The sequence below is a fragment of the uncultured Aquimarina sp. genome (assembly GCF_947492405.1).
Classification (GTDB): Bacteria; Bacteroidota; Bacteroidia; order Flavobacteriales; family Flavobacteriaceae; genus Aquimarina.
This window is the reverse complement of the sequence record NZ_CANLMP010000005.1, coordinates 389,611-413,333: the sequence shown is the minus strand read 5'-3', so window position 1 is coordinate 413,333 and position 23,723 is coordinate 389,611. Positions and strand designations below refer to the sequence as shown.

Below are 23,723 nucleotides of genomic sequence, written 5' to 3'. Positions count from 1 at the left end.
AGTAAAATTTATAAAAGATATTCGGGTACTTTAGAGTAGTATACACGGGGAGATACAAAAAATAATCACTTATAAGCACCCGATATCTCTGGTTGGGGTATCAATACTAATTATTATTTTTAAGATTTCTTTTTCTTCTGTTTTCCCAATACTCGTTTAGATTCCATTTTCTAACAGCACTCATTATTTTATTGACCGTAATTCTAATAAAAGCTACTTGATTCATTTGTTTATCAACCGATACATTGGGATTTATTTTTTCTAAAACTTCTTCTATGGCTTCTATACGCGCATTATTATTAAACATCTCTGCTACTTTTTTCTGAACAATTAGTTTTGCTTCGGGATCAAGTTTGTTGTATTTAGGATGTTCATTCATCATAGTAAGTAATTTCTCTAAAGTTAGATTCGTTGTATATCTATTTTGATGATAAGTTTTAGTCATTAATACTAGCCTTCTTGCCTTATGGATGACACGAATAGCATAATCTGTTGTTGTTCCTTTTTCATAGAGTTGATTAGACCATTTATAAATCAATACTTCATAACACTCTTCACTTGCCACTCTTCTAATAAAATCGTCCATTTCTATTTGCATCGAAGTAATAATGACAAGAAGAAACTTATTACGTTTATTATTTAGTTCTATACTGTTGCTCATCGATTTTCAATTTTCTAATCACTAGGTTCAGGTCTGTTAAACTTCTGTGTGAAAAGTTTAAATAATTCTTGAATTTTATCATTTCCCAAATCAACTACATGACTGTTTTAACAAAAATATTAGGGGAATAAAACTAAATTAAAGATTAAGAAGTTAAGCGAAATAATAACGTATTTACATACGTATAAAGGCGTATTTTACATACGTAAATCCTATTATTTAATTGATGATCAGTCAGTTGATTTTTTTTTATTTTTATTCTCAATGTTTAGTCTATTATCAAACTTGCTAAAGAATTCTGCTTTATTTTTCGCCCCTGTTTTTTTGAATATATTAGAGGCGTGTTTGGAGGCTGTTCTTTCAGCAATAAAGAAATTTTCTCCTATTATTTTATAAGATTTGTTGTCTAAAATGGATAGTGCTATCTCAAGTTCACGTGGAGTTAAATCATAAAACATAAGTGTTGATTCAACAAGCTTATTTTCATCCCGTTTTTTGACGGTGGATAAGTCTAATATTTTATGTTTATTCTCTAAAAAATAAAGATATCTATCAACTTCCATTGTCGTAATGGCATAAAAAGAAATGTTCATAATTGTGAAAGTAATCCATTGATAGTCTCCAATAACAGTCAATAAGGGAAGAAGTACAACGGCACTAACACTGATAATTGAAAGATTGCTGCGTCTAACTATAAATTTATTTATTTCATTCGATCGCATAACCTTATGATAAAACGCCCATAGAAAGTAGCACCCAATTATAGCAATCGGTAAAGTGAAGCTTAGCCTTGCAATAAATAGGGAATTTGTAAGAAAATAGGGTAGCAGAAATAGCATAAAAAAACAAGAAGCAAGTAAAATAATGATATTACGAATGGAGAAGTAGAATTGAATGATAACTATATCATATTCCTTATACAAATAGTATATGATAAATATACATAGACCGATAGCTACACTATAGGTTACAATGTATTGTATTATGAACGTTTCTGGAAAACTATTTAGAGGTAAAAATCCTCCTGTAGCATTATAAAGAATGAATAAAACGCCTAAAAGAACGTATCGTTTTCGGTTAAAGGACTTTAATTTGTAGGATCTGCTAACTACAAATAAAACGATAAAAAAATCTATTAACAAATAGAAAAATGTAGTCCAATGTATCGAAGTTCCAAACATGTAATAAGGGTTAAGTTAAGGATTCGAACCTATTTTTTTCTATATTTTTATGGACGTTTTTCCAACCGAAAATTGCACCATTCATAACAATATAAACGCCTTTATTTAAAAAATTTAATGATGAGAATGCGAACCCTAAATTAAAAGGGGCATCGGTATGTAGATTATTTCCTAGAACAAACGAGCCGACCAGAACAATAGTTTTGTTTATGTTTAGCTCTCCCAAATATTTGGCAGTTTTATCCATAGTAAATGTTCCGTGAGTGATTAAAATTTTATCTTGTTCAGAGCGCATTACTTTTTTCGAAATAAGTTCTCTATCATTTTCATCTATTAAACGGCTATCCTTGTCAAATACCTGATCAATATGGTATTTGAAAGATACATTGGCATTTTCTAAAAAAGAAGCGATATTCACTTGAGAATTATCTGCTTTTTCTTCATTTTGATTAAGATCTCGTCCACCTATGGTTCCCCCAGTTGTGATTATATGTATCATTCTACTATTATTTTATTCAATTGTTATCTTCAGGATTCAATGGGTTTAACAGTACGTTTTCGCAAGCATTATCAATTTCATTACTATTTTTAAAGATTTTGATTATTAATGGTAAGCTTTTGACAAGTGAGTATAATGTTATTAAAAATAACAGAATGAAATACCCAATAAACCCATACATAAGATACAGAACTATGTCCATATATGGAATTTCAATGATTGTATCATAAAAAGTGTCAAATAGGAATTTGGATATTCCTAGAAATAGTGATGGCATGAATATCCCTATAAGAAAGTCTTCTAATAATAGTTGGATCATTAATCGCGATAGTGAATATTTTTTCATATTAATTTAAAACTAGTCCCAGTTGGAATGCACACTGGAGCGCTTGAAAAGGATGCTATTATTCAAAGTTTTATAGTTCATAATTTTATCTACTTTAGAAATAATCGCAAGGTCATTTATATTTCGAACATTATTAGCTTGTCCAGTTCTGTCTGGCATAGTATTCTGTATCACCTTAAGAATTATATTGACCACATCGTTTGGAGTGTATAAATCTGTTTTAACAAAAGCATCAATTCTATTTTGTATTGAGTGTTTTTCATCAGTATTTAAAGAATTATAAATAAGATTAACTTGAAGTAAATCCATTACTTTTTGATGATTCTTAATGAGAACTAAATGTTGAGGATTGGGCTTTGGCTCTGTGGAATTAGATAAAACTAAGCTGATTCTTTGGTTAACAATTTTTATTGCTTCTTCAGATGTTTTACCTTCATTAAAAAGATTGATTGACCATTGATATAACGTAACTTCGAAGTTTTCCTTAGCAAATAAGTTTTGGGTAAATTTGTTTATATCCATTTTTAAAGATCTTATTATAGATGTAATGTATTTACTTTCGTTTGGATTTAGCTGTAGATTCTTCATATAAAATTATTTTGGTATAATTTGACTTCCTAATTCTAAAGTTTACCTTTTTTTAGATTTTCAAACAGTTCGGTAAGTTTGGTTATTTCTCTATATGCCATATTAATTTTATTTTTATTTAAAGGAATGTTGTATTTAAAAAATTTTTGCATTGTTCCTTCAGGAAATTTCAACCATCGATCCACTCCGCTTCCTTTAAATATATCCTCATATTCTCTGAACCAACTCTCAACTATTAGTTTCCTATTTTCTTTCATAAAACAACTTTTTATGTTAAAGTTTATAAACTATTTGCAACTAAATTTTGATAAGTAATTAGATGAGGATTATTTATGTTTTTCTTAAAATTAGAATTTATATTTTTCGTGTACAGATAATTTATTATCGAATTCAGCTGAATTTTCATATTTTTACCTTTTAACCTCAAGCAAATATACATATTATATATGTAAAATACATATATAATATGCATTGTTCACACAAAAAATGAATAATATAGCAAAAAATTTAAGTTTTTTACTTCGTCAAACTGGGCTTGGCAAGGATGCTTTTGGTGAGACAGTTGGTTTAAGAAGAGGTAACATTGGTTCGTATATTGATGAGAAGGCGTTACCCAAGATTGATACACTTCAAAAGATTTCTGAGACTTATCAGATCTCATTAGATGATCTTGTCAATTCAGATTTATCTAATAATAGTTTAAAACCCAGAAAAGTTGATAATGATGAAGAACTTAACAGTTATTCGGTAGCCCAGATTATTGAGAACATGTATATAAGAGATACAGAGTTTACTAAAAGTGGGCTACTTTGGATGTACATTAAAATGAAGATACTAGACGGTAAAATAACTGATGAGGAGTTGATCATAGAACGACTTGAAGAAGTTTCAAAAAAACACCTTGAAAAAGTAAAATGATTAGTTACTCTTCATTGGAGGAAATTCCTTTGTTTAGTAGTTCTTTTTTAAGTGTAAGTTGATTTAGTTGTTGTTCCTTTTTTACTATCTCTTCTTCAAACAAACTCATAAGAGATTGACTTAATTCATCAGCATCTGATTCATAAATTAAGCCTTGCTTAAAAATTTTCTTGTATAGCTCACCTTTCTTAATTTTCATTTTTATTAGCTAATTTATTACCCTTCATTTTTAGCTACCTTCATCATTGTTTCCTGTAATTCCTCTTCAAACTCACCTAACTTAACTTTAATATCATTCTTTAGGTTAGGGTCTGCTTGGGTCGCTTTCACAGCAAAATCTAAGACATAAGTTTTTCGAAGTTGAGTTATAAACCTCACTAATTCTCTTACTTTAAGACTCAGATGAAAATCTGTTTTTCGACTATAATAATATTTAAGAAGAAAAATAGAGCATACACTACTTAAAGTAGCCAGAAACCCAATTAGAATATGATATGCTGTAACTGGTAAATCGCGGGGTAATAAAAACCAGATAGTCATATAAAACGAAATTAAGAAAGCTATAGAATACAGAAATCTTACTGCATTGTATAGATAAATGTTTTTCTTTAATTTTTCCCTAGAATAAAGTACAAAAAATAGAATAATAGCAGAGAATAGGATGTAAGGTAAACGAATACCAAATCCAATTAAAAAAACTCTTAAACTTCTAAAACCAAAAACTCTATTGTTATCAACTATTTTATCTAACTCATAATCCAATAAATCGTTTTCTACATCCTTGTCAATTTGAAATGCTTCTAGTAAATTTATGTATTCATAAGAAGTGATTTGATCAGTTTCAAATTGTCGTTTTAAATCACAGAGTGCCAAATCTTTTTCTTCATTAAAATCATTTATTTTGGCTTCAAATTCTATTTGATTATTTTGTTTTTTTGGAAAGTATATATGTAATAAAGGTGCAGTAAAAATTATTACTGCACCTAAAAGTATGAATATTGGTAAAATTAGATTTTTAGTCTCTGTCGTCTGGATCTGGTTCTTCATCTTTATCTGATGCTAATAAACTATTTTTTCTGTCGTCTGGATCTGGTTCTTCTTCTTTATCAGAAGCGAATAATGCTAATTCTTCATTTTCCTCTAATGTATCATCGGAACAAGCTGTTAAAGACAACGTTAAAAATAATAGAAAAAAGCTTACAAAAAAGAGATTTAAAAATTTGGATTGTGTCTTAGTCATTTTCATAACATCTGGTAATTTTAAAATTGTTAAATAAGTAATTGATTTACAAGGTAAAAGTATGCTTATAAATCAAAAAAGGCACTATTATTTTTTAACTAATTTAGTTGTAAATTCGCGGAATTTTCAGATGATTTTGGGGGATAAAACCCGTTTTTTTTGTTAAAAAAAATACAAAAAAAGCAGATTTGATCTGAAAATTACATTTTTTCTATGTAAACAGTTGATTTAAAGTTAATTGCAACGATAAAATAACCGTATTGTTATTAATGTTTTACCGTAAAAAATGAATCATAAGCTCATATAATAAAATCGAGTTATTTTTCTAACTCTTTTCTAGTTTTGTTGATATTCGTGGTAAAGGAGTTACTGAAAATCTAAGCTTATAAGAAATGTTTTAAAAGTGTAGGATAATTATGTATTTTAATTTCTAGCTAGTAAAGAATGATATTAATAGTTTGGATTGAAAAATTTTAAAACCATAAGTAAAATAAATGGTATAAAATGGTGTTTTTACTCAAAAATTAAGCAGGGTTTTAAAGCGGGGTTTTTCATACTTATCAATAGTTTTTTCTTTTAAATATTTTTCTAACTCCTTGAAAACAAGTAGTTAGAAAAATACACAAAAATTAAGATGATTTGTGTGAAGAAAAAGAGCGTGGAGACGCTCTTTTTTGTTTTGTATATGCTTGTTATTCAGTAATTAGCTGTCAAAAGATTGCATAGTAACTAATTTTTGATAAGCACCATTACTAGCTATAAGTTCTTCATGGGTTCCTTGTTCTACGATATTTCCTTTTTGCATTACAACGATTAAATCTGAATTTTGTATAGTAGATAGTCTATGTGCGATTACGATGCTGGTTCGGTTTTTCATCATATTCTCTAAAGCAGATTGCACTAATCGTTCACTCTCGGTATCTAAAGATGAAGTAGCTTCATCCAGAATCATAATAGGAGGGTTCTTTAGTACTGCTCTTGCAATCGATAGACGTTGTTGTTGTCCTCCACTTAATTTATCTCCACTATCTCCAACAATACTGTTTATACCTTCTGGTTTTTCTTTTACAAACTCCCAGGCGTTAGCAATTTTTAATGCTTCTATCATTTCTTCTTCGGTAGCATCAGGTTTGCCTATTAAAAGGTTGTTTTTTATGGTATCATGAAAAAGTATTGACTTTTGAGTAACTAACCCCATGAGTCCTCTTAAGGAATTTTTACTAAGGTCTCTAATGTCTTTTCCATCGATTTTAATTACTCCTTTATTTACATCATAAAATCTAGTAACTAAATTTGCAATGGTAGATTTACCGCTACCGGATTGCCCAACTAATGCTACAGATTGCCCTTTTGGAATATTGAGAGTAAAATCATTTAATACATACTCCTCTTCATCTTCGTATTTAAAGGAGATGTTTTCTAAAAGAATATTTGACTCAAAATTAGTTTTATCAATTGCTTGTGGTTTATCTTTTAATGGAGATTCGGTGTTAAGGATTTCCAGTACACGTTCTGCTGCTGCATTTCCTCGTTTCACACCATAACTGGCTTTAGAAATTGCTTTGGCAGGAGTTAAGATATTGTATGCAAGACCCATATAAACAATAAAAAGACCTGGGTCTAGAGATTTTTCTACCAGTACCATCTGTCCTCCATACCATAATAGTATAGCAATTACAGTAATTCCTAAAAACTCACTAGTCGGTGACGCTAAGTTTTGTCTATTTAATAATGAATTCGAATAATTATAAAACCTTAAAGTAGATTCTTGAAACTTTTTACCAAAAATACGTTCCGCATTAAAACCTTTAATAGCTTTTAGTCCACCCAGTGTCTCTTCTACAATGGATAAAAAATACCCTTGTTCTTGCTGTACTTTATCAGAATGTTTTTTAAGTTTTTTTCCGATCAAGGAAATCAAAAAACCAGAAACCGGAATAAAAATAAATACAAAGATGGTCAGCTTTACACTAATTAACAGCATAGCGAAGATGGTAAATATAATCATCAACGGTTCTCTAACAATCAGTTCTAAAATAGATAGAAAAGAATGTTGTATTTCCAGTACATCTGTAGAAATTCTGGCAATAGTATCTCCTTTTCTTTTTTCTGAAAAGTAGGAAAGAGGAAGATCTATGGTTTTTTGATATAATTCATTTCGAATATCTTTTAGCACTCCATTCCTTAAAAATGTAATGAAATACATAGCCAAATAGCTAAAGATATTTTTCATAAAAAACATGCTAATAACTAATGCGACCATAAATATAAGCACATCGTCATTTCCTTGTTCTGCTTTTTGGGTTACAAAATAGTTTAAATAACTTTCTGCATATTCTCTAATTTTTAGAATACCGTGCCATTCGGGTTCTTGACTCACTCTTTTCGTTTTGTCAAAAAGAACGTTTAGCATCGGGAATAAAGATACCATGGCCAGCGTACCGAATAAAGCATAAAAAATATTCGATATGATATTTAATATTGCATAGATTCTATAAGGTTTCGCAAAGCGAAGAATTTGTTTAAAATAGTCCATTAATTTTTAAGAAGTGGTTGATACCACTATTTAAGTTAATTGCAAATCTTTTTTGATCGCGTCTATTTTAGTGTTCAGTTTTTGTTCCACAGATTCAAAACCTGACAAATCGTCAAGAGTTTCTTGCACGCTGATATAAAATTTGATCTTTGGTTCCGTTCCACTTGGTCTGGCAGCGATTTTACTTCCAGATTCTGTATAAAAAATCAATACATTGGATGAAGGGATATCTATAGTTTGTTCTGTATTTTCAAGAATGTTTTTAGCAGTGCTTGTCTGATAATCCTCAATTAATACTATTTTTTCATTATTTAGGTGTTTCGGAGGATTGTTTCGTAAATCAATCATGGTTTGTTTGATCTCTTCGGCTCCTTTAATTCCTTTTTTTACAAGAGAAATTAAACTTTCTTTATAGAAACCGTGATCGGTATATAATCTTAATAATTCTTGATAAAATGAACTACCTTGAGATTTTGTAAATGCAACAATTTCACAAGCTAATAGGGTAGAAGTAACAGCATCTTTATCACGAACAAAATCACCTACCATAAAACCAAAACTTTCTTCTCCACCACCTATAAAGTGTTTTTCAGGGAAGTCTTTAATGAGTTTAGCAATCCATTTGAATCCTGTAAGAACTTCTTTGTATTCTGTATTATAGGTTTCGGCAAGATTTTTCATCATCGGAGTAGAAACGATAGTTGATGCAATAAATTCATTGCCTTTCAGTCCTTTTTCTTTATAATGTTTTAACAAAAACCAGGTCATTACTATCATCGTTTGGTTTCCATTAAGTAATTGTAGTTCTCCATCGGTATTTCGTACCGCGATTCCTAATCGATCACAATCGGGATCCGTACCAATTACAATGTCGGCATCTACTTTTTTTGCTAATTCCATCGCCATAGCCAGTGCTTCAGGTTCTTCTGGATTTGGAGATTTTACAGTAGGAAAATTACCATCAGGTATTTCTTGCTCTTTTACGATGTGTACATTTTTATACCCAGCCTTTTTTAAAGTCTCAGGAACTGCGGTAATAGAAGTACCATGTAATGAAGTGAATACAATGGTTGTATTATCTTTTGCTTCCTGAGTAGCAGCAAAACTTCCTTTTTTTACACTATTTTCTATAAAAGGGATATCAATTTCTTTGTCAATTTTCTGAATTAAATCGCTGTTTGCATCAAACTTAATATCAGCATAATTTAAAGAGTTAATTTCGGCAATAATCTCGCCATCTTGCGGAGGGACTAATTGTCCTCCATCTTGCCAGTATACTTTGTATCCATTATATTCTGGTGGATTATGGCTGGCAGTTAATACGATTCCGCAATGACAACCTAATTCTTTTACAGCATACGATAACTCTGGTGTTGGTCGTAAACTAGAAAACAAATATACTTGTATTCCGTTAGCCGAAAATACATCAGCAACAAGTTGGGCTAAGGTGTCACTATTATTTCTGCAATCATATGCTATAACGGCTTTTGTTTGTTCTCCAGGAAATTCTTTTTTTAAATAATTACTTAAACCTTGTGTGCTTTTTCCTAAAGTGTATTTATTAATGCGATTTGTTCCTACACCCATGATACCACGCATACCACCAGTACCAAATTCTAAGTCCTTATAAAAACTCTCTTTAAGAATTTCGGTATTGTTTTGTTTTAATTGTGAAATTTCTTCTTGTGTTTGAGTATCAAAAGTAGGTGATAACCACTCTTCAACTCTTGTATTTAGTACGGAATCTGAAATCTGCATTCGTTTAGGTTTTGTAGCAAAAATACTATTTAATACCATTTCTCATATGAAATAACCGTATAAAATTGCCTCTTTTGACTTGATGCTTTGTTAGAAAATTGATCGATAGCTATGGCTGTCCATAAATTTTATGCCTTGCCCTAACTCAAAATAGTTCAATTTCGTATTTAAGTAATTTCATATAAGAACTGGTATAATTTTGTTTTGTAAGCTCCTTTAAAAAGGATCTCCCACATTAAATTTAAGTTATGTAAGTAGAAGAGAGCTTCTTTTTTTAAGAAAAACCTTCTAAATAGAAAGTTCTTGGTTTAAAACTATGTCGGCTTGAGTAAAATTCTATAAGAATTTTATGCCCAAAAGAAGTAATTTTTTTAGATCGATTTAAGATTTAGAGGTGTATTTTCTCAGAAATGTTATATCGTTCTTTATCTCGCTTGCTGGTTAAAATGATTTCTCCCAAAAATCCAGCTAAGAAAAATTGTGTTCCCAATATCATAGATGTTAATGCCAGATAAAATTCTGGTCGTTGGGCAATTAACCTTCCTGTTTTTTCAATAAGTAATTTATCTATTCCTAGATACAGTGAAAAACAAAAACCTACAATGAAAAGAATGGTGCCAATCAGTCCAAAGAAATGCATTGGGCGCTTACCAAAACGCGACATAAACCAAATGGTAATTAAATCTAAAAAACCATTTATAAAACGACTCATCCCAAATTTCGTTTTACCATATTTTCTTGCCTGGTGCAGTACTACCTTTTCACCAATTTTATTGAAACCTGCATTTTTGGCCAACACAGGAATATATCGATGCATTTCTCCATGCACATCTACGTGTTTTACAACTTGATTTTTATAAGCCTTTAATCCACAGTTAAAATCATGCAATTTTAAGCCTGATGTTTTTCTTGCTGCCGCATTAAATAATTTGGAAGGTAAATTTTTAGCGATTACAGAATCATATCGTTTCTTTTTCCATCCAGAAATCAAATCATAATTATCTTTAGTAATTAGGTCATATAATTCTGGGATTTCTTCTGGGTTGTCTTGTAAATCAGCATCCATGGTAATGACTACATCACCTAGTGCTTCTGCAAAACCTGCATGTAATGCCTGAGATTTGCCATAATTTCTTAGAAATTGTATTCCTTTTACGTTTTGATCTTTTTTAGATAAAGTAGTAATGACGTCCCAAGATCCATCCGTACTACCATCATCAATAAAAATGATTTCGTATGAATAAGAATTGGATAGCATTACTTTTTCTATCCAATCATATAATTCGGTAAGCGATTCCTGCTCGTTAAGCAATGGTATGACAACAGAAATATCCATATTATGTTGATGCTACTTTAGTTTTAAATACAGCGCCTGCAATCAAAGATATGACAGCTCCTAAAAACAAAAAATAAATAGTGTACATAATGACACCAAAATAGGACTTGCTTGTATCTTGATTTTTAAGATTTTCTTTTACCTGGTCTAACTGCTCTGGAGAAAACTGTTCTGTAAATCGTATTGTTGTATTAGATACAAAATCCGGATCAATATAGGTATCATATATATATGCCATAGTGCAGTAACATATTCCAATCACTCCCATGATGATGATACCTGTTTTTAATGCATCAAAAATGGTTAACGTACTTTTTGTTTCTTTATACTTTTTAATAACAAATATAATAACCCAGATTTCTAGTATAAAAGCAATCAAAAAGGTAGAATAATATAAAATAGGAGAAAGCTCTAATATTCTGGATAGGTAGTCTAAAGCTACTCTGGCGATACCGGATAAAATCGCGATACCAAGGATATAGTTAAGAAAGTTTTTCTGAGTTAACCCCATGAATTATTTAATAAAATGATTTGGTTGACAAATATAGGTATTCCTTTTATAGAAAATCACATAAAAAAAGACCATCTAAGAAGTAGTTTGTTGTTATTAAACTGAGCCCTTCGTCAAGCTCCGGATAGCAACCTTAGGTTTCACTACTTCTTAGATGGTCTTTTTGTTTCTAAGCTGTTTGTATTTTAATATAGAGGTTCTTTCTTTTTTACCGCCAAACACGCTAATAGTCCGATGATGATATAAATAAGTATTCCATATACCCATCCTTTTAGTTGTGAAACCAAACTGAATTGATTTTCTCCTTCCATTTTTACTACTGCTTTTTCAATTTCAGATTCAGGAGCGCCAAATTTTTCCATAAATCCAACTGTAGATTCTATGATTTGTTCATTTATTCCTGTTGCTGCATCCGGATCGATCACTACATATATCAATATACTTACTGCCGAACTTATCAGTGTTCCAATGGCAACAGTTATCAAATAAGATGTAAACGCTTCTTTGAATCCGATAAAACCTCCTAAAAGCTTTCTACTTTTTACAGCGGATACGATACCGAATACTATGATCATAATAGCTAAGCCAATTCCTGCCATCCAGTTTGTATACATACCTTGATATACAGTATAGGCAATAACAGTAATAAGCGATAGAATTACACCAAGTATAACTCCAAGAGATATAGCACTAGATTTAACAGATTTTTCCATAATTATATTGTTTTGGTTATTTAGATATAACACATAAGTATACAAATGTAGCGAATTGTTACATTTTACTTTTGAAAAAGATGACAGAGGAAAATTCTGGAGGAAGTGTTTTTTATTACTTATTATTTATAAATAGTTCTAATTAAAAGGGTCTCTCTTTTTTCTTATTATTAATCCGCCAATCAAGCCAAATACAATGCCAAGCAATAAATTTTCAGTAATAGCCGAGCCTATTTGAATTAAGGGAGAAGTATATTTTCTCGTAATTGCAATTTGCTTTTCAATATTTTCCTGTGTGAAATCAGAGCCACTATCTATAATGTGTTTAATATTTTTTTCTTCCAATTGGGTTATGATATTAGGGTCAATTACTTTTATTAATAATAGGTTCCATAGAATTGCAAGTAAACCTCCTAAAATAGCTATTCCAATTCCAATTTTTAAAGCTTCTCCAAGACTAATGTAATTGTCATTAGTTTTTTTAAACATTACCATTCCTCCAAAAATACTACTCGCCGTGATTAATAATAGAATGGTGACGTGAAACGAATTTTGTTTCGTATAATTTCCGTTTAAATAAATTAAGAACTTAAAAATAATAATTCCTGTGCCATAAATAAGGCTATAATTTAATATATGTTTTATCATCTATTCTTATTAGTTTTGAGCTATTAGAGGTGTCAATTGAATTCTAAGGGTAACTTATTTAATTTGAATTCTCTTTTTTCTGATGATAAGCCCACCAATAAGACCGAATACAGTGCCAAGAAATAAATTTTCTACAATATTAGCAACAATTTGAATCAAAGGAGAAGAATATTTTCTAGTAATTGCAATTTGCTTTTCTATGTTTTCTTGGCTAAAATCATAAGAATTATCTATGATATGTTTGACGTGTTTTTCCTCTAGTTGTGTTATAATGTCAGGATCAATCACTTTTATTAATAATATTTTCCATACAATCGTAAGAAATCCTCCTAATATAGCTATTCCTATTCCTGTTTTTAATGCTTCTCCAAGGCTGATATAATTATCATTAGTTTTTTTAAACATTATCATTCCTAGAATAATACTGCTTGTAGTAATTAGTAAAAAAATGATGGCATGAAATATGTTTTGTTTTGTGTAATTTCCCATTAAATACGTTAAGAAATTAAAAATGATAGTTACCATACCACAAACAAGACCGTATTTTAGTATATGTGTTTTAATTGAAATTCTTTGTTTCATGTTTTGTTTTTTCAGTATAAAGATAGTAGGTTTTAGATAACATCAATTATATATCTGCTAGTTCTCTGTACAAAGGATCCTGTGAAATATTCTGTATCATCTTTTTCTTGGTTTCGCATTTCTGTTTTCGTATATAACTTTCAGAATATCCTGTAATTATAGCTATCTCTTGATGACTTTTTTCTTCAAAAAAGTGTAACCATAATTGTTTGGTCGTATTCTGTAAGGCAGTAAAATAGGTGTTAAATAGGTTTCTACGATCTTTTTGAAAGAGCTGCTCTGTAATTATTAATTCATTGTCTTGATGCTCATCGGTTAATATATCTGCCATGATCCATTTTCTTTCTTTCCGCGCGTGGTTTAGCCATAATTTTTTGCAAATACCATAAAAATACCCGTGTACAGATGTGTTTATAGATGTTTTATTAGAACGTAATTTTGAGTATAGTATTAATAATGCATCTTGAAATATATCTTCTGTATCTTCAATACTTCCTCCTTGTTTTAAGATGTGATTCTTTAAATAGGGAAGGTTTTTACTATAAAATGATTTTAATACAGTTTCATCTCCCGATATAATGCCATGTATGATCTCTGTTTGATTTATCGTCTTCATAGTATTGTTTTATTTCCCTTGTTTATTGATAACAAATGTATAGTGAAGAACGCTATGAATACAAAGGGGATCAGTCTGTTTTTATAAAACTAGACTTGCTTTTTGGTTTTTAAAACTCTTATTTTCATTGCGTTATGGTGATAGTAATAGAATCTGTTTATGGCTGTTGATTTTATAAATTAATAGTAGTTTTGCAAGGCTTTAGTTTGTAATATATGATAGTTTTTAAAGTGTATGATTTTAAGTTTTTAATGGAAAAGGTGCTATTTCTTTTTTTTCTTTCAACTTGGACTTTTTTTGGGCAAAATGACTACTTGGATAAAAAATCTTTTGACTCCATTACAAATCTTAAATATGTAGAGTTGTATCAACTATTCTTTAAGTACCAAGAGCAGAATACGGATAAAGCAAAGTTGTATGCTATGGCATCGATAGATAAAGCCAAAAAGGAAGATAAAGGTTCCTATGTTGCGCATGGGTTTACATTGATTTCTAAACTATATCCTGACGATGAAATAATTCTTAAATATGCGGATAGTATTATTCAATGGACTGAAAATAAAATTAGCAAAGAATTTCCTGCGAGAGGGTATCTGATAAAAGGTGATTATTTTTTCAGAAAACAGTTGTTTTCTAAGGCTTTTCATAATTATAGTTTAGCAAATCATTTTGCTATGCAAAAATCTAATCCAAAAATAATTTATGCGTGTAATCGATCTTTGGGATTGATAAAAAGTAATTTTGGGCTACACGAAGATGCACTTAAAATTTTTAAGGAATCTTATGAGTATGCTTATAAAGAGGAAATCAAAAGTGAATTGGAAGACTTATATTTTTTATCTTATGAATTTAATAAATTAAGATTATCAGATTCTGCATCATATTATAATGCTATGGGAATTAGAAATTCTTTGAATACAAATAATATAGAATTACATAACCTTTTTGTTCTAAATTCAGGGATTACTAATTACCATAAAAAGGTGTATCAAAAAACAATTGACAATATTTCCAAAGCTATACCTTATCTGGAAGAACAGAATAAAACAATAGCTTTATTAATGTCTTATTTATATTTAGGAAAAGCTTATTCTGCAGTTAATCTAGAAAAAAAAAGTGTATACTATTTTAGAAAGATGGATTCTATTGATGTTACATTTCAAAAAGTAAATCCAGAGATAATTGATGGTTATAAAATGTTAATTAATTATTATAAAAAAAATGAAAATTTTTTAAAAAGAGTACATTATTCTAAAAAACTATTTCGATTAGATAGTGTATTTCAAAGCCGACAATATGATTCTTTGAAAATTATATTGAAAGACTATAAAACACCTTTAATAATGGCTGTTACAGATAGTTATAATAGAGTTAATGATCTGCGAGATAATAAATTTAATTATACCATAATTATACACGCTTTAGGAGTTGTTTTTTTAATAATGATAAGTGGCTTAATCTTTTTTTACAAAGATCGTAATCAGTATAAAAAGAGTTTTAATGCTGTAGTAGCGTATACTGAAAAATTATCAGAAGAAACAGAGCCTAAAGTAAAAGAAGAGAAAGATAAAAAGCTTAATGATTTAAATATATCTCAAGAAACAGTAGATGTGATTCTTAAGGGTATCAGTAAGTTTGAAAAGAATAATCGATATCTTAATAAAAAGTATAGCCTTAATGTATTGGCTAAAGAAATAAATACTAATTCTACGTATTTATCGAAAGTGATCAATATTTATATGGAGAAAAGTTTTTCTAATTACCTACATGATTTAAGAATTGGTTATGCTGTTGATAGACTTAGAGAAGATAGGCAATTTAGATTGTATTCTATAAAGGGAATCTCTGAAGAAGTAGGATTTAAAAATAGCGAATCATTTTCAAAAGCATTTCATAAAAAAACAGGGATATATCCTTCCGCTTTTATAAAAAAACTACAAAGCACTTGAATTTTAGAGTTTTACTGTTTTTAAAAGTTTATCAGTAGCACTAATTAAAAGGATCTCGCTTTTTTCTAATGATGAGACCTATTATTAGGGATAAGAAAAAGCCAACTATGATATCTTCTAATAGAGCAATTAGTAGCATTATCATAGGAGAGCTAAATTTTTCGACGATCTCTATTTTTCTATCGATATTTTCTTGGGTAAAATCGGTAGAAGTTTCTGCGATTTTCTTTATCTGAACGTCGGTAAGTTGATTAATAATATCAGGATCAATTACTTTAGTAAGCAAGATTTCCCATAGGGTTATTAATAGACCGCCAAAAACAGTTATTCCTATTCCTATTTTCAGAGCTTCTCCAAGATTTATAAAAAAATTATTATCTTTTTTAAATGAAATCAAACCGATAAGAATACTAAAAACTGTAAGCAAAAATAGAATTAGGTAGTGCAGTAAATTTTTCACTGTATAATTCCCGGTTACATACATTAAGAAATTATAAATGATAATTAAAATTCCCAAAAGAAGGCTATATTTAAAAATATATTTTTTTATAGGAATACTCTTACTTTTCATTATTCTCTTTAGCTTTTTTTTAAAACTTTAAGACTCAAATATAATAAAATGTTAATAGTAAACTGCTTAATTTCCTGTTTTTTAATGGATAATTGTTGGAAAAAGATTATATTTACGTTATTAAATTACGGTTAAACCATCGTTTTTATTGTTTTTTACAAGTAATACGTAATAAAGATGTAAATGTAGTTTAGCTGTTTTTTTTAACTCTTTAACTCCCAAAATATTGGCTTATGAAAACAAAATTACTTTATCTGACAAGTTTATTTCTTGTATTTATGACTTCTTGTTCGTCGGATGAGAATCTTGATGAATTACATACGGATGAGAATAAGGTGGTAGAACTTTTTGATATGTTTTCTAAAAACATTGTAAATTCTGAGAGCTATTCAAAGTTTTTAGAGGAAATACAAATTAAGTCTTCGTCTGGATCTACGGAAGAGGAGCTTAATGAATTAGAGCAAGAATTTCTAAGTGGTCAAAGTGCGGAATTTATTGCACTCTATTATTATGTGTTAGATTTGGATTTATCCAAAGATGAACTTAGATATATTGTCTTAAGACATTTTGGAAAATCAAGTTCTAAAAATGGAGATTGTGGTGCAGGTCAAACTAGTACAACTTCCCTTTTAGAAATTTTAACCGAATTAGTATGCGAGGTAATTAACGATAAGGACTGATAATTTTTTGCATCTAAGTAAAAATCACGTCGATTGGTGATTCAGTTTATTTGTGCGGATCTGTTCACAAATAGATTCATATTGTATTTTTAATAAAATTCTAATAATATTTTTACTCAAAATAATTTTATTTAGGGTTGTTGTTTTGTAAAAAATGTTTAAATTTGCACCTCGAAAATGATAATATAATACAATGAGAAAAGATATTCACCCAGATAATTACAGACTAGTTGCCTTTAAGGATATGTCAAATGATGAAGTTTTTTTAACTAAATCTACTGCGAATACTAAAGAAACACTTGAAGTTGATGGTGTTGAGTATCCGTTAGTGAAATTAGAAATTTCTAGAACTTCTCATCCTTTCTATACAGGTAAATCTAAACTAATCGATACTGCAGGACGTATCGACAAGTTCAAAAATAAATACGCTAAATTCAAAAAGTAATTTAGTTCGTAAGAATTATTATAAAGCCTTTCTTCGTAGAAAGGCTTTTTTGTTTTTAGATGTTACCGTATTTTTGAAACTTGACGACATAGAATAATTGAATTTTTGTAATGTAACTTGAATAGTCGATAGCGGTATCATACGGTTAACCAAGTCACTTCGAGTGATCCGCCTCAAGCTGATTGTGTCGAGAAGCTTTCAAAAACGAAAATTTACTTGTCTTCAATATAATTTTCTATCAAAAATTACTCTGACTGACGTAAATTTTCTGATCATTATTCGCGTTAATATGGTAATATTGATAATCTGAGTAAAACAACAATACAAATATTTCATTTTACAACTATGAATTATATTCTTTTTGATGGAGCTTCCAGAAATTCACTACTTCCTTTTACCTATACCAGACCCGTGGCGGATATAAGAATCGGGATTTTAACTATTCGTGAGAAATGGGAACAATATTTAGGGTTTACAACTTCTACAATTACCGAAGAGTATCTTAGTGGTAAGTTTCCGATGGTAGAATTAGAAGAGAATGTAATGATCAATGCATCTTATTTACCAACAGAGAATCTGGTAATTATGGTGAAGAATTTACAGCCTAATCAAGCTATATTTTTTGAAGACGAACCGATTGCTTTTTATACAAAAGAAGATCAGGAGGTAGATTTTGATACCTATGATGTGATTCAATATAGCTATGATGTATTAACGGTGAAATATACCTGGGATATTTTTTCTAAAAATGAACGAGCAATCAAAGAAGATTTTGCATTACTAACCAAGGATCGTATAAGTCAGCCAATTCCTGAAAGCAATAATGTGATCGCTCCAGAAAATGTTTTTTTAGAAGAAGGTGCTACATTAGAATTCACAACACTTAATGCATCCGGAGGACCAATATATATAGGAAAAAATGCGGAGATCATGGAAGGTAGCCTTATTAGAGGACCTTTTGCCCTATGTGATCATGCAACCATAAAAATGGGAGCTAAGATATATGGTGGTACTACTGTTGGGCCACATTCTAAAGTAGGAGGAGAGGTTAATAATTCTGTGATATTTGGATATTCTAATAAAGGGCATGATGGATTTATTGGAAATTCTGTATTAGGCGAATGGTGTAACCTTGGAGCGGATACGAACACCTCTAATCTTAAAAATAACTATGCAGCTGTACGATTATGGAGTTACGAAACCGAAGGTTTTGCTAAAACAGGATTGCAATTCTGTGGATTAATGATGGGAGATCATTCTAAATGTGGTATCAATACCATGTTTAATACAGGAACTGTAGTAGGTGTTAATGCTAATATTTTCGGTAGTGGATTTCCACGTAATTTTGTACCTAGTTATAGCTGGGGAGGAAATAGCGGATTTACTACTTATTTAACCAAAAAAGCTTTTGAAGTAGCAAAAGTGGTGATGTCCAGACGAAATATAGCGCTAACAGAAGAAGATCAAAAGATTTTGGAGCACGTTTTCGAAGAAACAAAAACTTGGCGTAAGAGTTATGATTAGTGCTAAAAAAGCCGCTATAGAACAAAAAAAGGTAGTAATTTAATTACTACCTTTTTTTGTTCTGTTGGTTTGGTAACAGTTATTTATTAAAAATTTATTATTGCTTTGTGAAGAATGATTTGATGGCTTCAATTCCAGGGTCATTTACAATAAAAGTTGAACCAGTTACTTCTTCTAGCGTAACAGAATATGCATCACCATTTTCATAATTAATAACAACTCCGTCATCAGTTTCGCTAAAAATAACTAATGTTAATAATGATTCTTCTTCATCATACGCCCAATAACCGGTAGCGGAATAGTTGTCTTCTTCAGCATCATAATAAACAGCTTCACAGTTTTCGATGGTTGCAGAGTAATTAAAGTCTCTACTGGTATCGATATAGGTTTCTGATAGTGTTCCATCCGCATTAAACGTGATGTTAGCTAAGTTGATGGTATAGCAATATGCATCTTCAATAGTAAGACTAGAATCATTATTACAATTAACTGTGAAAGATTCACAAGTTTCTTCTCCGACAACATCTGTATCGGTTTCACCTTCATATGTGATTTCTTCTTTAGTAAGAGTCCAAGTACCAACTAAATTAGGGTTTCCTGCCCAAGCTTCAACTTCTACACAAACTTCTACAGGTTGGCTAATGTTACCATCTGTATCGTAAATACAAATTAAGTAACAGAATGTTCCTGGAGCCACAGCATCCTCAAAATCTACATCAATTTCTACTTGTTGATCGTTTGATTTACCTATTTTTTGATTGAATACTCCCGTTCTTTTTTCATTGTTAATTACGTTTGATCTACCAGGTACTGCAACGTTCCAGTATTCACCAGCCATTGTTCCATCAGAAGATTGTAATTGAATATACGCACCTGCATAATTGGCTGGTGCATTAAAAGAAATATCAAAACCGTTTTTCTGGAAACCAGATTGCGTTGTTTGATCCATAGTAAAAGGTAGTGTACCTGTAGGAGTCGGAGCATTACCGGGAACTATTGTTCCGTTGTTAATGATAATGTTTCCAGATACATCATCAGGGTTTAAAGCAACTTCTTCTGTAGGATCAGGGTTTACGGTTACAATTCCGCCAACTGAATCATCATCACTACAGGATGTAGCTACTAGAAATAATGATGCTACTGCACATAGATAGGTTTTTTTCATAAGATTTAGGTTAAAAATTTATGTTAAAAAAATAATAATTGATGGCGAATATACTTAAAAAACATCGATTAATAGTGTTTTTTGACCGATTAAAGGTGGTTTTTTAGCTTTGAAAATTGAAGATTAGGGTAGTTTTTCTTTCCAAACTCGTTTTAGGACTAAGAAGTTTTGCGGGTTATTAGTTAATCCTTTTACATTTTTTCTTGTAAAACGAACTACCTGATCATAATATAGTGGTACGATAGGGGCATGAGCAATAATAATAGAATCCATTTTTGCATAATATGTTTCTCTTGTCGTAACATCTGTTATAGAGAAACTCTCTTCATAAAGTTTATCAAAAGTTTCATTCTTAAAATGGGTATAGTTAGGACCGTTAGGAGTAAAGTTTTTACTGTAATATGGAGATAAGAAATTTTCTGCATCTGGATAATCTGCGATCCAACTGGCTCTAAAAACGTCCAATTCTCCGCTCCATTTCTTTTTTCTGATAGTAGAAGGTGGCATTACATCCACAACAATGTTTAATCCAATTTTTTCTAATTCGCGCTGAATGAATTCGCAAATACTTTGGTAATTACTGTCTGTAGCGATACTAATAGTTGGGTTCTGATCTCCGGTAAGTTTGATATACTCTTTGATAAATTTACGAGACTTTTCTGGATTGTATTCATACCCTTTTTGATTGTTGAACCCCGGTAATCCCTTTGGTATAAAGCCACTGGTCGCGGGAGTGCCTACTCCGTTTTTTAAGTAAGTGATCATTTTTTCTCGGTCAAAACCATAATTAATGGCTTTGCGAAGAAGTTCTGATTGTACTTCCTTTTTATCTCCATCTAGATAAAAACCTAGATACTCAGAATTTAGATAGGGTCCTTTGGATAAGTTTACCCGATCCTTATACTTATCTCTAAGTTTGCCACTAGGTGTAAGCAATTCATCTTTGTAGGAAGCATCCAAGCTATTTAAAAAATCAATATTTCCTTTTGCGAATTGCAGAAATTCTGTTTGTTTATCCGGTAAAAACGTAACTGCAACAGCTTCGAGATATGGTAATTGTTTTCCGTTTTTATCTTTTTCAAAATAAAGCTCATTTCTGCGTAAAATCAATTTAATATTTTCTTCCCAAAGTTTAAATTTAAAAGGCCCGGTTCCAACTGGGTTTGCTCTAAAATTAGTACCATAAAATGTTACAGCTTCTTTTGGAACTACAGAACAATATCGCATACTCATTAATCCTAAAAATGCAGGAAAAGGTTTTTTTAATTGTATCTGGAAGATAGTGTCATTAATTGCCTTATAGCTTTTTACATTTTTTAATACCCAATTTCCAGGAGATGCAACTTTGGGATCAATAAGTCTATTAAAACTAAACTCAAAATCCTTTGCTATCACATTTCGTGTACTATCTTTAGTTTTAAAAGCAGAATGCTTATGAAACTTTATGTTGTTTCGTAAAGTAAAAGTATACGTTAAATTATCATCAGAGATTATCCATTTTTTTGCAATATCTGGTTGTACGTGCAATGAGTCGTCTAATTGCACAAGACCATTGAATAACTGATTTGTTGCCCAAATAATTGGTGGATTTCGTGCAAATGCAGGATCTAAGGTAGGAATATTAGAGTATTCATTATATCGAAATACCATATGATCTTTGTCCTCTTTAGAAGAATTTCCGCAAGAACAGCAAAGAACACATAGGTAAACTGTTGCTAAATAGTGAATTATAAAAGTTAATCGATTGATTTTCAATTTTAGTAAACGAATTATTGTTGGTATCTTTGACGGCTTTTAATTATGATGCTAACGAAGGTCGGGATCTTTTAATTAAAAACAAGTGTAAATATAAACAGATTTCTGCCTTTGCAGAAATGACTTCATATTTGTTAATGAGAAAAAAAGTAGCTTTTTATACCTTAGGTTGTAAACTAAATTTTTCAGAAACCTCTACGATTGCCAGAAACTTTACGGATGAAGGCTTTGATCGCGTAGATTTTTCTGAAAACGCCGATATTTATGTAATCAACACCTGTTCTGTTACAGAAAATGCAGATAAGAGGTTTAAAACCATTGTAAAACAAGCACAAAAAGGAAATCCGGATGCGTTTGTGGCAGCGGTAGGGTGTTACGCTCAGTTAAAACCAGAAGAATTAGTGGCTGTAGATGGTGTTGATTTGGTATTGGGAGCAACTGAGAAATTTAAGATCACGGATTATATTAATGATTTATCTAAAAATGAATTTGGAGAAATACATTCCTGCGAAATTGAAGAAGCAGATTTTTATGTAGGAAGTTATTCTATAGGAGATCGTACCAGGGCATTTTTAAAGGTTCAGGATGGTTGTGATTATAAATGTACGTATTGTACGATTCCGTTAGCGAGAGGAATTTCTCGTAGTGATACTTTAGGGAATGTATTAAAAAATGCGAAAGAAATTTCTGAACAAGGAATCAAAGAGATCGTGTTAACAGGAGTTAATATAGGGGATTATGGTAAAGGAGAGTTTGGTAATAAAAAACACGAGCATACTTTTTATGAATTAGTGCAGGCATTAGATGAGGTAGCGGGTATTGAAAGATTGCGTATTTCATCTATAGAACCTAATTTATTGAAGAATGAAACGATTGATTTTGTTTCAAAATCCAGGACATTTGTACCTCATTTTCATATTCCGTTACAATCGGGGAATGATGAGATTCTTAAGTTAATGCGCCGCAGGTATCGGAGTGATTTGTATGTAGATCGTGTAAATAAGATTAAAGAAGTGATGCCACACGCTTGTATCGGAGTAGATGTCATTGTTGGCTTTCCTGGCGAAACGGATGATCATTTTCTAGATACCTATAATTTTTTATCAGCGTTAGATATATCCTATTTACACGTATTTACCTATTCTGAAAGGGAAAATACAGTGGCAGCTTCATTAGAAAATGTTGTTCCTCAAGATGTAAGAAAGAAAAGAAGTAAGATGCTCCGTGGATTATCTGTAAAGAAAAGGAGGGCTTTTTATGAAAGTCAGATAGGAACAGAAAGAACAGTATTATTTGAATCTGAAAATAAGGAAGGATATATTCACGGGTTTACAGAAAATTATGTAAAAGTAAAAATGCCTTGGGATCCCTCTTTTGTTAATACCTTACATAATGTAAAGCTTACGGATATTGATGATGATGGTATGGTGAGGTTTGAATTACTGGAGGTTTTAGAAAATTAGTACATAAGTAATGTGAGTTCTATATAAGAAAATTTATG

Annotated in this window: 26 protein-coding genes; 6 read left to right on the top strand and 20 right to left on the bottom strand. The window is 30.5% G+C overall.

Features of this window, described 5'->3' with window-relative positions:
* Positions 1-106: 106 nt before the first annotated feature.
* The 6 genes from Q0829_RS19150 to Q0829_RS19125 all read right to left on the bottom strand — a co-directional run bounded on the left by Q0829_RS19150 (position 107) and on the right by Q0829_RS19125 (position 3,532).
* A complete protein-coding gene (locus Q0829_RS19150; protein WP_298546096.1) occupies positions 107-661 on the bottom strand; it encodes a hypothetical protein in 555 nt (184 codons plus the stop codon).
* A gap of 230 nt (positions 662-891) precedes the next feature.
* Complete coding sequence (locus Q0829_RS19145) at positions 892-1,383, bottom strand: helix-turn-helix transcriptional regulator (protein WP_298546095.1); 492 nt, start codon at positions 1,381-1,383, stop codon at positions 892-894.
* 469 nt (positions 1,384-1,852) lie between these two features.
* Positions 1,853-2,341, bottom strand: a complete 489-nt coding sequence (locus tag Q0829_RS19140; RefSeq protein WP_298546093.1) for an asparaginase domain-containing protein — start codon at positions 2,339-2,341, stop codon at positions 1,853-1,855.
* A 16-nt stretch (positions 2,342-2,357) separates the two neighbouring features.
* The gene (locus tag Q0829_RS19135; RefSeq protein WP_298546091.1) at positions 2,358-2,687 is read right to left on the bottom strand and encodes a hypothetical protein; all 330 of its coding nucleotides are present in this window, start codon (positions 2,685-2,687) and stop codon (positions 2,358-2,360) included.
* A 12-nt stretch (positions 2,688-2,699) separates the two neighbouring features.
* Positions 2,700-3,275, bottom strand: coding sequence for a hypothetical protein (locus tag Q0829_RS19130; protein WP_298546089.1), 576 nt, complete (start codon positions 3,273-3,275; stop codon positions 2,700-2,702).
* 35 nt (positions 3,276-3,310) lie between these two features.
* Positions 3,311-3,532 (bottom strand): hypothetical protein, encoded by a 222-nt coding sequence (locus Q0829_RS19125; protein WP_298546087.1) that lies wholly within the window; start codon positions 3,530-3,532, stop codon positions 3,311-3,313.
* A gap of 229 nt (positions 3,533-3,761) precedes the next feature.
* Here Q0829_RS19125 and Q0829_RS19120 point away from each other — a divergent pair, with 229 nt between their 5' ends.
* Positions 3,762-4,193 carry a hypothetical protein gene (locus Q0829_RS19120; RefSeq protein ID WP_298546085.1) on the top strand — a complete coding sequence of 144 codons (432 nt, stop codon included), beginning with the start codon at positions 3,762-3,764 and terminating at the stop codon, positions 4,191-4,193.
* A gap of 4 nt (positions 4,194-4,197) precedes the next feature.
* On the opposite strand, the gene Q0829_RS19115 is transcribed toward Q0829_RS19120, so the two are convergent.
* The 11 genes from Q0829_RS19115 to Q0829_RS19065 all read right to left on the bottom strand — a co-directional run bounded on the left by Q0829_RS19115 (position 4,198) and on the right by Q0829_RS19065 (position 14,133).
* Entirely contained in the window at positions 4,198-4,392 is a 195-nt protein-coding gene (locus Q0829_RS19115; protein ID WP_298546083.1) for a hypothetical protein, read from the bottom strand.
* Between the two features lie 17 nt (positions 4,393-4,409).
* The gene (locus Q0829_RS19110) at positions 4,410-5,240 is read right to left on the bottom strand and encodes a hypothetical protein (RefSeq protein ID WP_298546081.1); all 831 of its coding nucleotides are present in this window, start codon (positions 5,238-5,240) and stop codon (positions 4,410-4,412) included.
* Positions 5,209-5,439, bottom strand: a complete 231-nt coding sequence (locus Q0829_RS19105; RefSeq protein WP_298546080.1) for a hypothetical protein — start codon at positions 5,437-5,439, stop codon at positions 5,209-5,211. The genes Q0829_RS19110 and Q0829_RS19105 overlap by 32 nt, the downstream gene beginning before the upstream one ends.
* A 697-nt stretch (positions 5,440-6,136) precedes the next feature.
* Positions 6,137-7,969, bottom strand: coding sequence for an ABC transporter ATP-binding protein (locus Q0829_RS19100; protein ID WP_298546079.1), 1,833 nt, complete (start codon positions 7,967-7,969; stop codon positions 6,137-6,139).
* A 30-nt stretch (positions 7,970-7,999) separates the two neighbouring features.
* Positions 8,000-9,727 (bottom strand): phospho-sugar mutase, encoded by a 1,728-nt coding sequence (locus tag Q0829_RS19095; protein ID WP_298546078.1) that lies wholly within the window; start codon positions 9,725-9,727, stop codon positions 8,000-8,002.
* A gap of 388 nt (positions 9,728-10,115) precedes the next feature.
* Positions 10,116-11,063 (bottom strand): glycosyltransferase family 2 protein, encoded by a 948-nt coding sequence (locus Q0829_RS19090; RefSeq protein ID WP_298546077.1) that lies wholly within the window; start codon positions 11,061-11,063, stop codon positions 10,116-10,118.
* A 1-nt stretch (position 11,064) separates the two neighbouring features.
* A complete protein-coding gene (locus Q0829_RS19085; protein ID WP_298546076.1) occupies positions 11,065-11,574 on the bottom strand; it encodes a DUF4199 domain-containing protein in 510 nt (169 codons plus the stop codon).
* 185 nt (positions 11,575-11,759) lie between these two features.
* Entirely contained in the window at positions 11,760-12,287 is a 528-nt protein-coding gene (locus tag Q0829_RS19080) for a DUF4199 domain-containing protein (RefSeq protein WP_298546075.1), read from the bottom strand.
* Positions 12,288-12,425: 138 nt separating this feature from the next.
* Positions 12,426-12,935: a DUF4199 domain-containing protein gene (locus tag Q0829_RS19075; RefSeq protein ID WP_298546074.1), complete on the bottom strand. Its 510-nt coding sequence runs from the start codon at positions 12,933-12,935 to the stop codon at positions 12,426-12,428.
* 54 nt (positions 12,936-12,989) lie between these two features.
* Positions 12,990-13,517, bottom strand: a complete 528-nt coding sequence (locus Q0829_RS19070; protein ID WP_298546073.1) for a DUF4199 domain-containing protein — start codon at positions 13,515-13,517, stop codon at positions 12,990-12,992.
* A gap of 46 nt (positions 13,518-13,563) precedes the next feature.
* Positions 13,564-14,133 carry a sigma-70 family RNA polymerase sigma factor gene (locus tag Q0829_RS19065; RefSeq protein ID WP_298546072.1) on the bottom strand — a complete coding sequence of 190 codons (570 nt, stop codon included), beginning with the start codon at positions 14,131-14,133 and terminating at the stop codon, positions 13,564-13,566.
* Positions 14,134-14,348: 215 nt separating this feature from the next.
* On the opposite strand from Q0829_RS19065, the gene Q0829_RS19060 reads away from it, so the two are divergent.
* Positions 14,349-16,082 carry a helix-turn-helix domain-containing protein gene (locus Q0829_RS19060; protein WP_298546071.1) on the top strand — a complete coding sequence of 578 codons (1,734 nt, stop codon included), beginning with the start codon at positions 14,349-14,351 and terminating at the stop codon, positions 16,080-16,082.
* 40 nt (positions 16,083-16,122) lie between these two features.
* Here Q0829_RS19060 and Q0829_RS19055 read toward each other — a convergent pair whose 3' ends face one another.
* The gene (locus Q0829_RS19055) at positions 16,123-16,653 is read right to left on the bottom strand and encodes a DUF4199 domain-containing protein (RefSeq protein ID WP_298546069.1); all 531 of its coding nucleotides are present in this window, start codon (positions 16,651-16,653) and stop codon (positions 16,123-16,125) included.
* Between the two features lie 233 nt (positions 16,654-16,886).
* Here Q0829_RS19055 and Q0829_RS19050 point away from each other — a divergent pair, with 233 nt between their 5' ends.
* From Q0829_RS19050 to Q0829_RS19040, 3 genes are all read left to right on the top strand, one after another.
* A complete protein-coding gene (locus tag Q0829_RS19050; RefSeq protein ID WP_298546068.1) occupies positions 16,887-17,333 on the top strand; it encodes a hypothetical protein in 447 nt (148 codons plus the stop codon).
* Positions 17,334-17,526: 193 nt separating this feature from the next.
* On the top strand, positions 17,527-17,778 hold the full coding sequence (locus Q0829_RS19045; RefSeq protein WP_027392055.1) for a type B 50S ribosomal protein L31: 252 nt from the start codon (positions 17,527-17,529) through the stop codon (positions 17,776-17,778).
* 345 nt (positions 17,779-18,123) lie between these two features.
* Complete coding sequence (locus Q0829_RS19040; protein WP_298546066.1) at positions 18,124-19,302, top strand: GlmU family protein; 1,179 nt, start codon at positions 18,124-18,126, stop codon at positions 19,300-19,302.
* Between the two features lie 97 nt (positions 19,303-19,399).
* Here Q0829_RS19040 and Q0829_RS19035 read toward each other — a convergent pair whose 3' ends face one another.
* Positions 19,400-20,467, bottom strand: a complete 1,068-nt coding sequence (locus Q0829_RS19035; protein WP_298546065.1) for a hypothetical protein — start codon at positions 20,465-20,467, stop codon at positions 19,400-19,402.
* A gap of 123 nt (positions 20,468-20,590) precedes the next feature.
* Positions 20,591-22,222, bottom strand: a complete 1,632-nt coding sequence (locus Q0829_RS19030; protein ID WP_298546064.1) for an ABC transporter substrate-binding protein — start codon at positions 22,220-22,222, stop codon at positions 20,591-20,593.
* Between the two features lie 137 nt (positions 22,223-22,359).
* Between Q0829_RS19030 and mtaB the strand changes: the two genes are divergently transcribed.
* Positions 22,360-23,685: a tRNA (N(6)-L-threonylcarbamoyladenosine(37)-C(2))-methylthiotransferase MtaB gene (gene mtaB, locus Q0829_RS19025; RefSeq protein WP_298546063.1), complete on the top strand. Its 1,326-nt coding sequence runs from the start codon at positions 22,360-22,362 to the stop codon at positions 23,683-23,685.
* The last annotated feature ends 38 nt before the right edge of the window (positions 23,686-23,723 follow it).

Coding starts and splice junctions, on each gene's coding strand:
- Q0829_RS19105 (WP_298546080.1), bottom strand. CDS start 5,439: ATGAAAATGACTAAGACACAATCCAAATTTTTAAATCTCTTTTTTGTA.
- Q0829_RS19090 (WP_298546077.1), bottom strand. CDS start 11,063: ATGGATATTTCTGTTGTCATACCATTGCTTAACGAGCAGGAATCGCTT.
- Q0829_RS19070 (WP_298546073.1), bottom strand. CDS start 13,517: ATGAAACAAAGAATTTCAATTAAAACACATATACTAAAATACGGTCTT.
- mtaB (WP_298546063.1), top strand. CDS start 22,360: ATGAGAAAAAAAGTAGCTTTTTATACCTTAGGTTGTAAACTAAATTTT.
- Q0829_RS19120 (WP_298546085.1), top strand. CDS start 3,762: ATGAATAATATAGCAAAAAATTTAAGTTTTTTACTTCGTCAAACTGGG.
- Q0829_RS19135 (WP_298546091.1), bottom strand. CDS start 2,687: ATGAAAAAATATTCACTATCGCGATTAATGATCCAACTATTATTAGAA.
- Q0829_RS19125 (WP_298546087.1), bottom strand. CDS start 3,532: ATGAAAGAAAATAGGAAACTAATAGTTGAGAGTTGGTTCAGAGAATAT.
- Q0829_RS19050 (WP_298546068.1), top strand. CDS start 16,887: ATGAAAACAAAATTACTTTATCTGACAAGTTTATTTCTTGTATTTATG.
- Q0829_RS19115 (WP_298546083.1), bottom strand. CDS start 4,392: ATGAAAATTAAGAAAGGTGAGCTATACAAGAAAATTTTTAAGCAAGGC.
- Q0829_RS19150 (WP_298546096.1), bottom strand. CDS start 661: ATGAGCAACAGTATAGAACTAAATAATAAACGTAATAAGTTTCTTCTT.
- Q0829_RS19145 (WP_298546095.1), bottom strand. CDS start 1,383: ATGCGATCGAATGAAATAAATAAATTTATAGTTAGACGCAGCAATCTT.
- Q0829_RS19110 (WP_298546081.1), bottom strand. CDS start 5,240: ATGAAGAACCAGATCCAGACGACAGAGACTAAAAATCTAATTTTACCA.
- Q0829_RS19085 (WP_298546076.1), bottom strand. CDS start 11,574: ATGGGGTTAACTCAGAAAAACTTTCTTAACTATATCCTTGGTATCGCG.
- Q0829_RS19055 (WP_298546069.1), bottom strand. CDS start 16,653: ATGAAAAGTAAGAGTATTCCTATAAAAAAATATATTTTTAAATATAGC.
- Q0829_RS19045 (WP_027392055.1), top strand. CDS start 17,527: ATGAGAAAAGATATTCACCCAGATAATTACAGACTAGTTGCCTTTAAG.
- Q0829_RS19035 (WP_298546065.1), bottom strand. CDS start 20,467: ATGAAAAAAACCTATCTATGTGCAGTAGCATCATTATTTCTAGTAGCT.
- Q0829_RS19040 (WP_298546066.1), top strand. CDS start 18,124: ATGAATTATATTCTTTTTGATGGAGCTTCCAGAAATTCACTACTTCCT.
- Q0829_RS19080 (WP_298546075.1), bottom strand. CDS start 12,287: ATGGAAAAATCTGTTAAATCTAGTGCTATATCTCTTGGAGTTATACTT.
- Q0829_RS19140 (WP_298546093.1), bottom strand. CDS start 2,341: ATGATACATATAATCACAACTGGGGGAACCATAGGTGGACGAGATCTT.
- Q0829_RS19060 (WP_298546071.1), top strand. CDS start 14,349: ATGATAGTTTTTAAAGTGTATGATTTTAAGTTTTTAATGGAAAAGGTG.
- Q0829_RS19075 (WP_298546074.1), bottom strand. CDS start 12,935: ATGATAAAACATATATTAAATTATAGCCTTATTTATGGCACAGGAATT.
- Q0829_RS19065 (WP_298546072.1), bottom strand. CDS start 14,133: ATGAAGACGATAAATCAAACAGAGATCATACATGGCATTATATCGGGA.
- Q0829_RS19095 (WP_298546078.1), bottom strand. CDS start 9,727: ATGCAGATTTCAGATTCCGTACTAAATACAAGAGTTGAAGAGTGGTTA.
- Q0829_RS19130 (WP_298546089.1), bottom strand. CDS start 3,275: ATGAAGAATCTACAGCTAAATCCAAACGAAAGTAAATACATTACATCT.
- Q0829_RS19100 (WP_298546079.1), bottom strand. CDS start 7,969: ATGGACTATTTTAAACAAATTCTTCGCTTTGCGAAACCTTATAGAATC.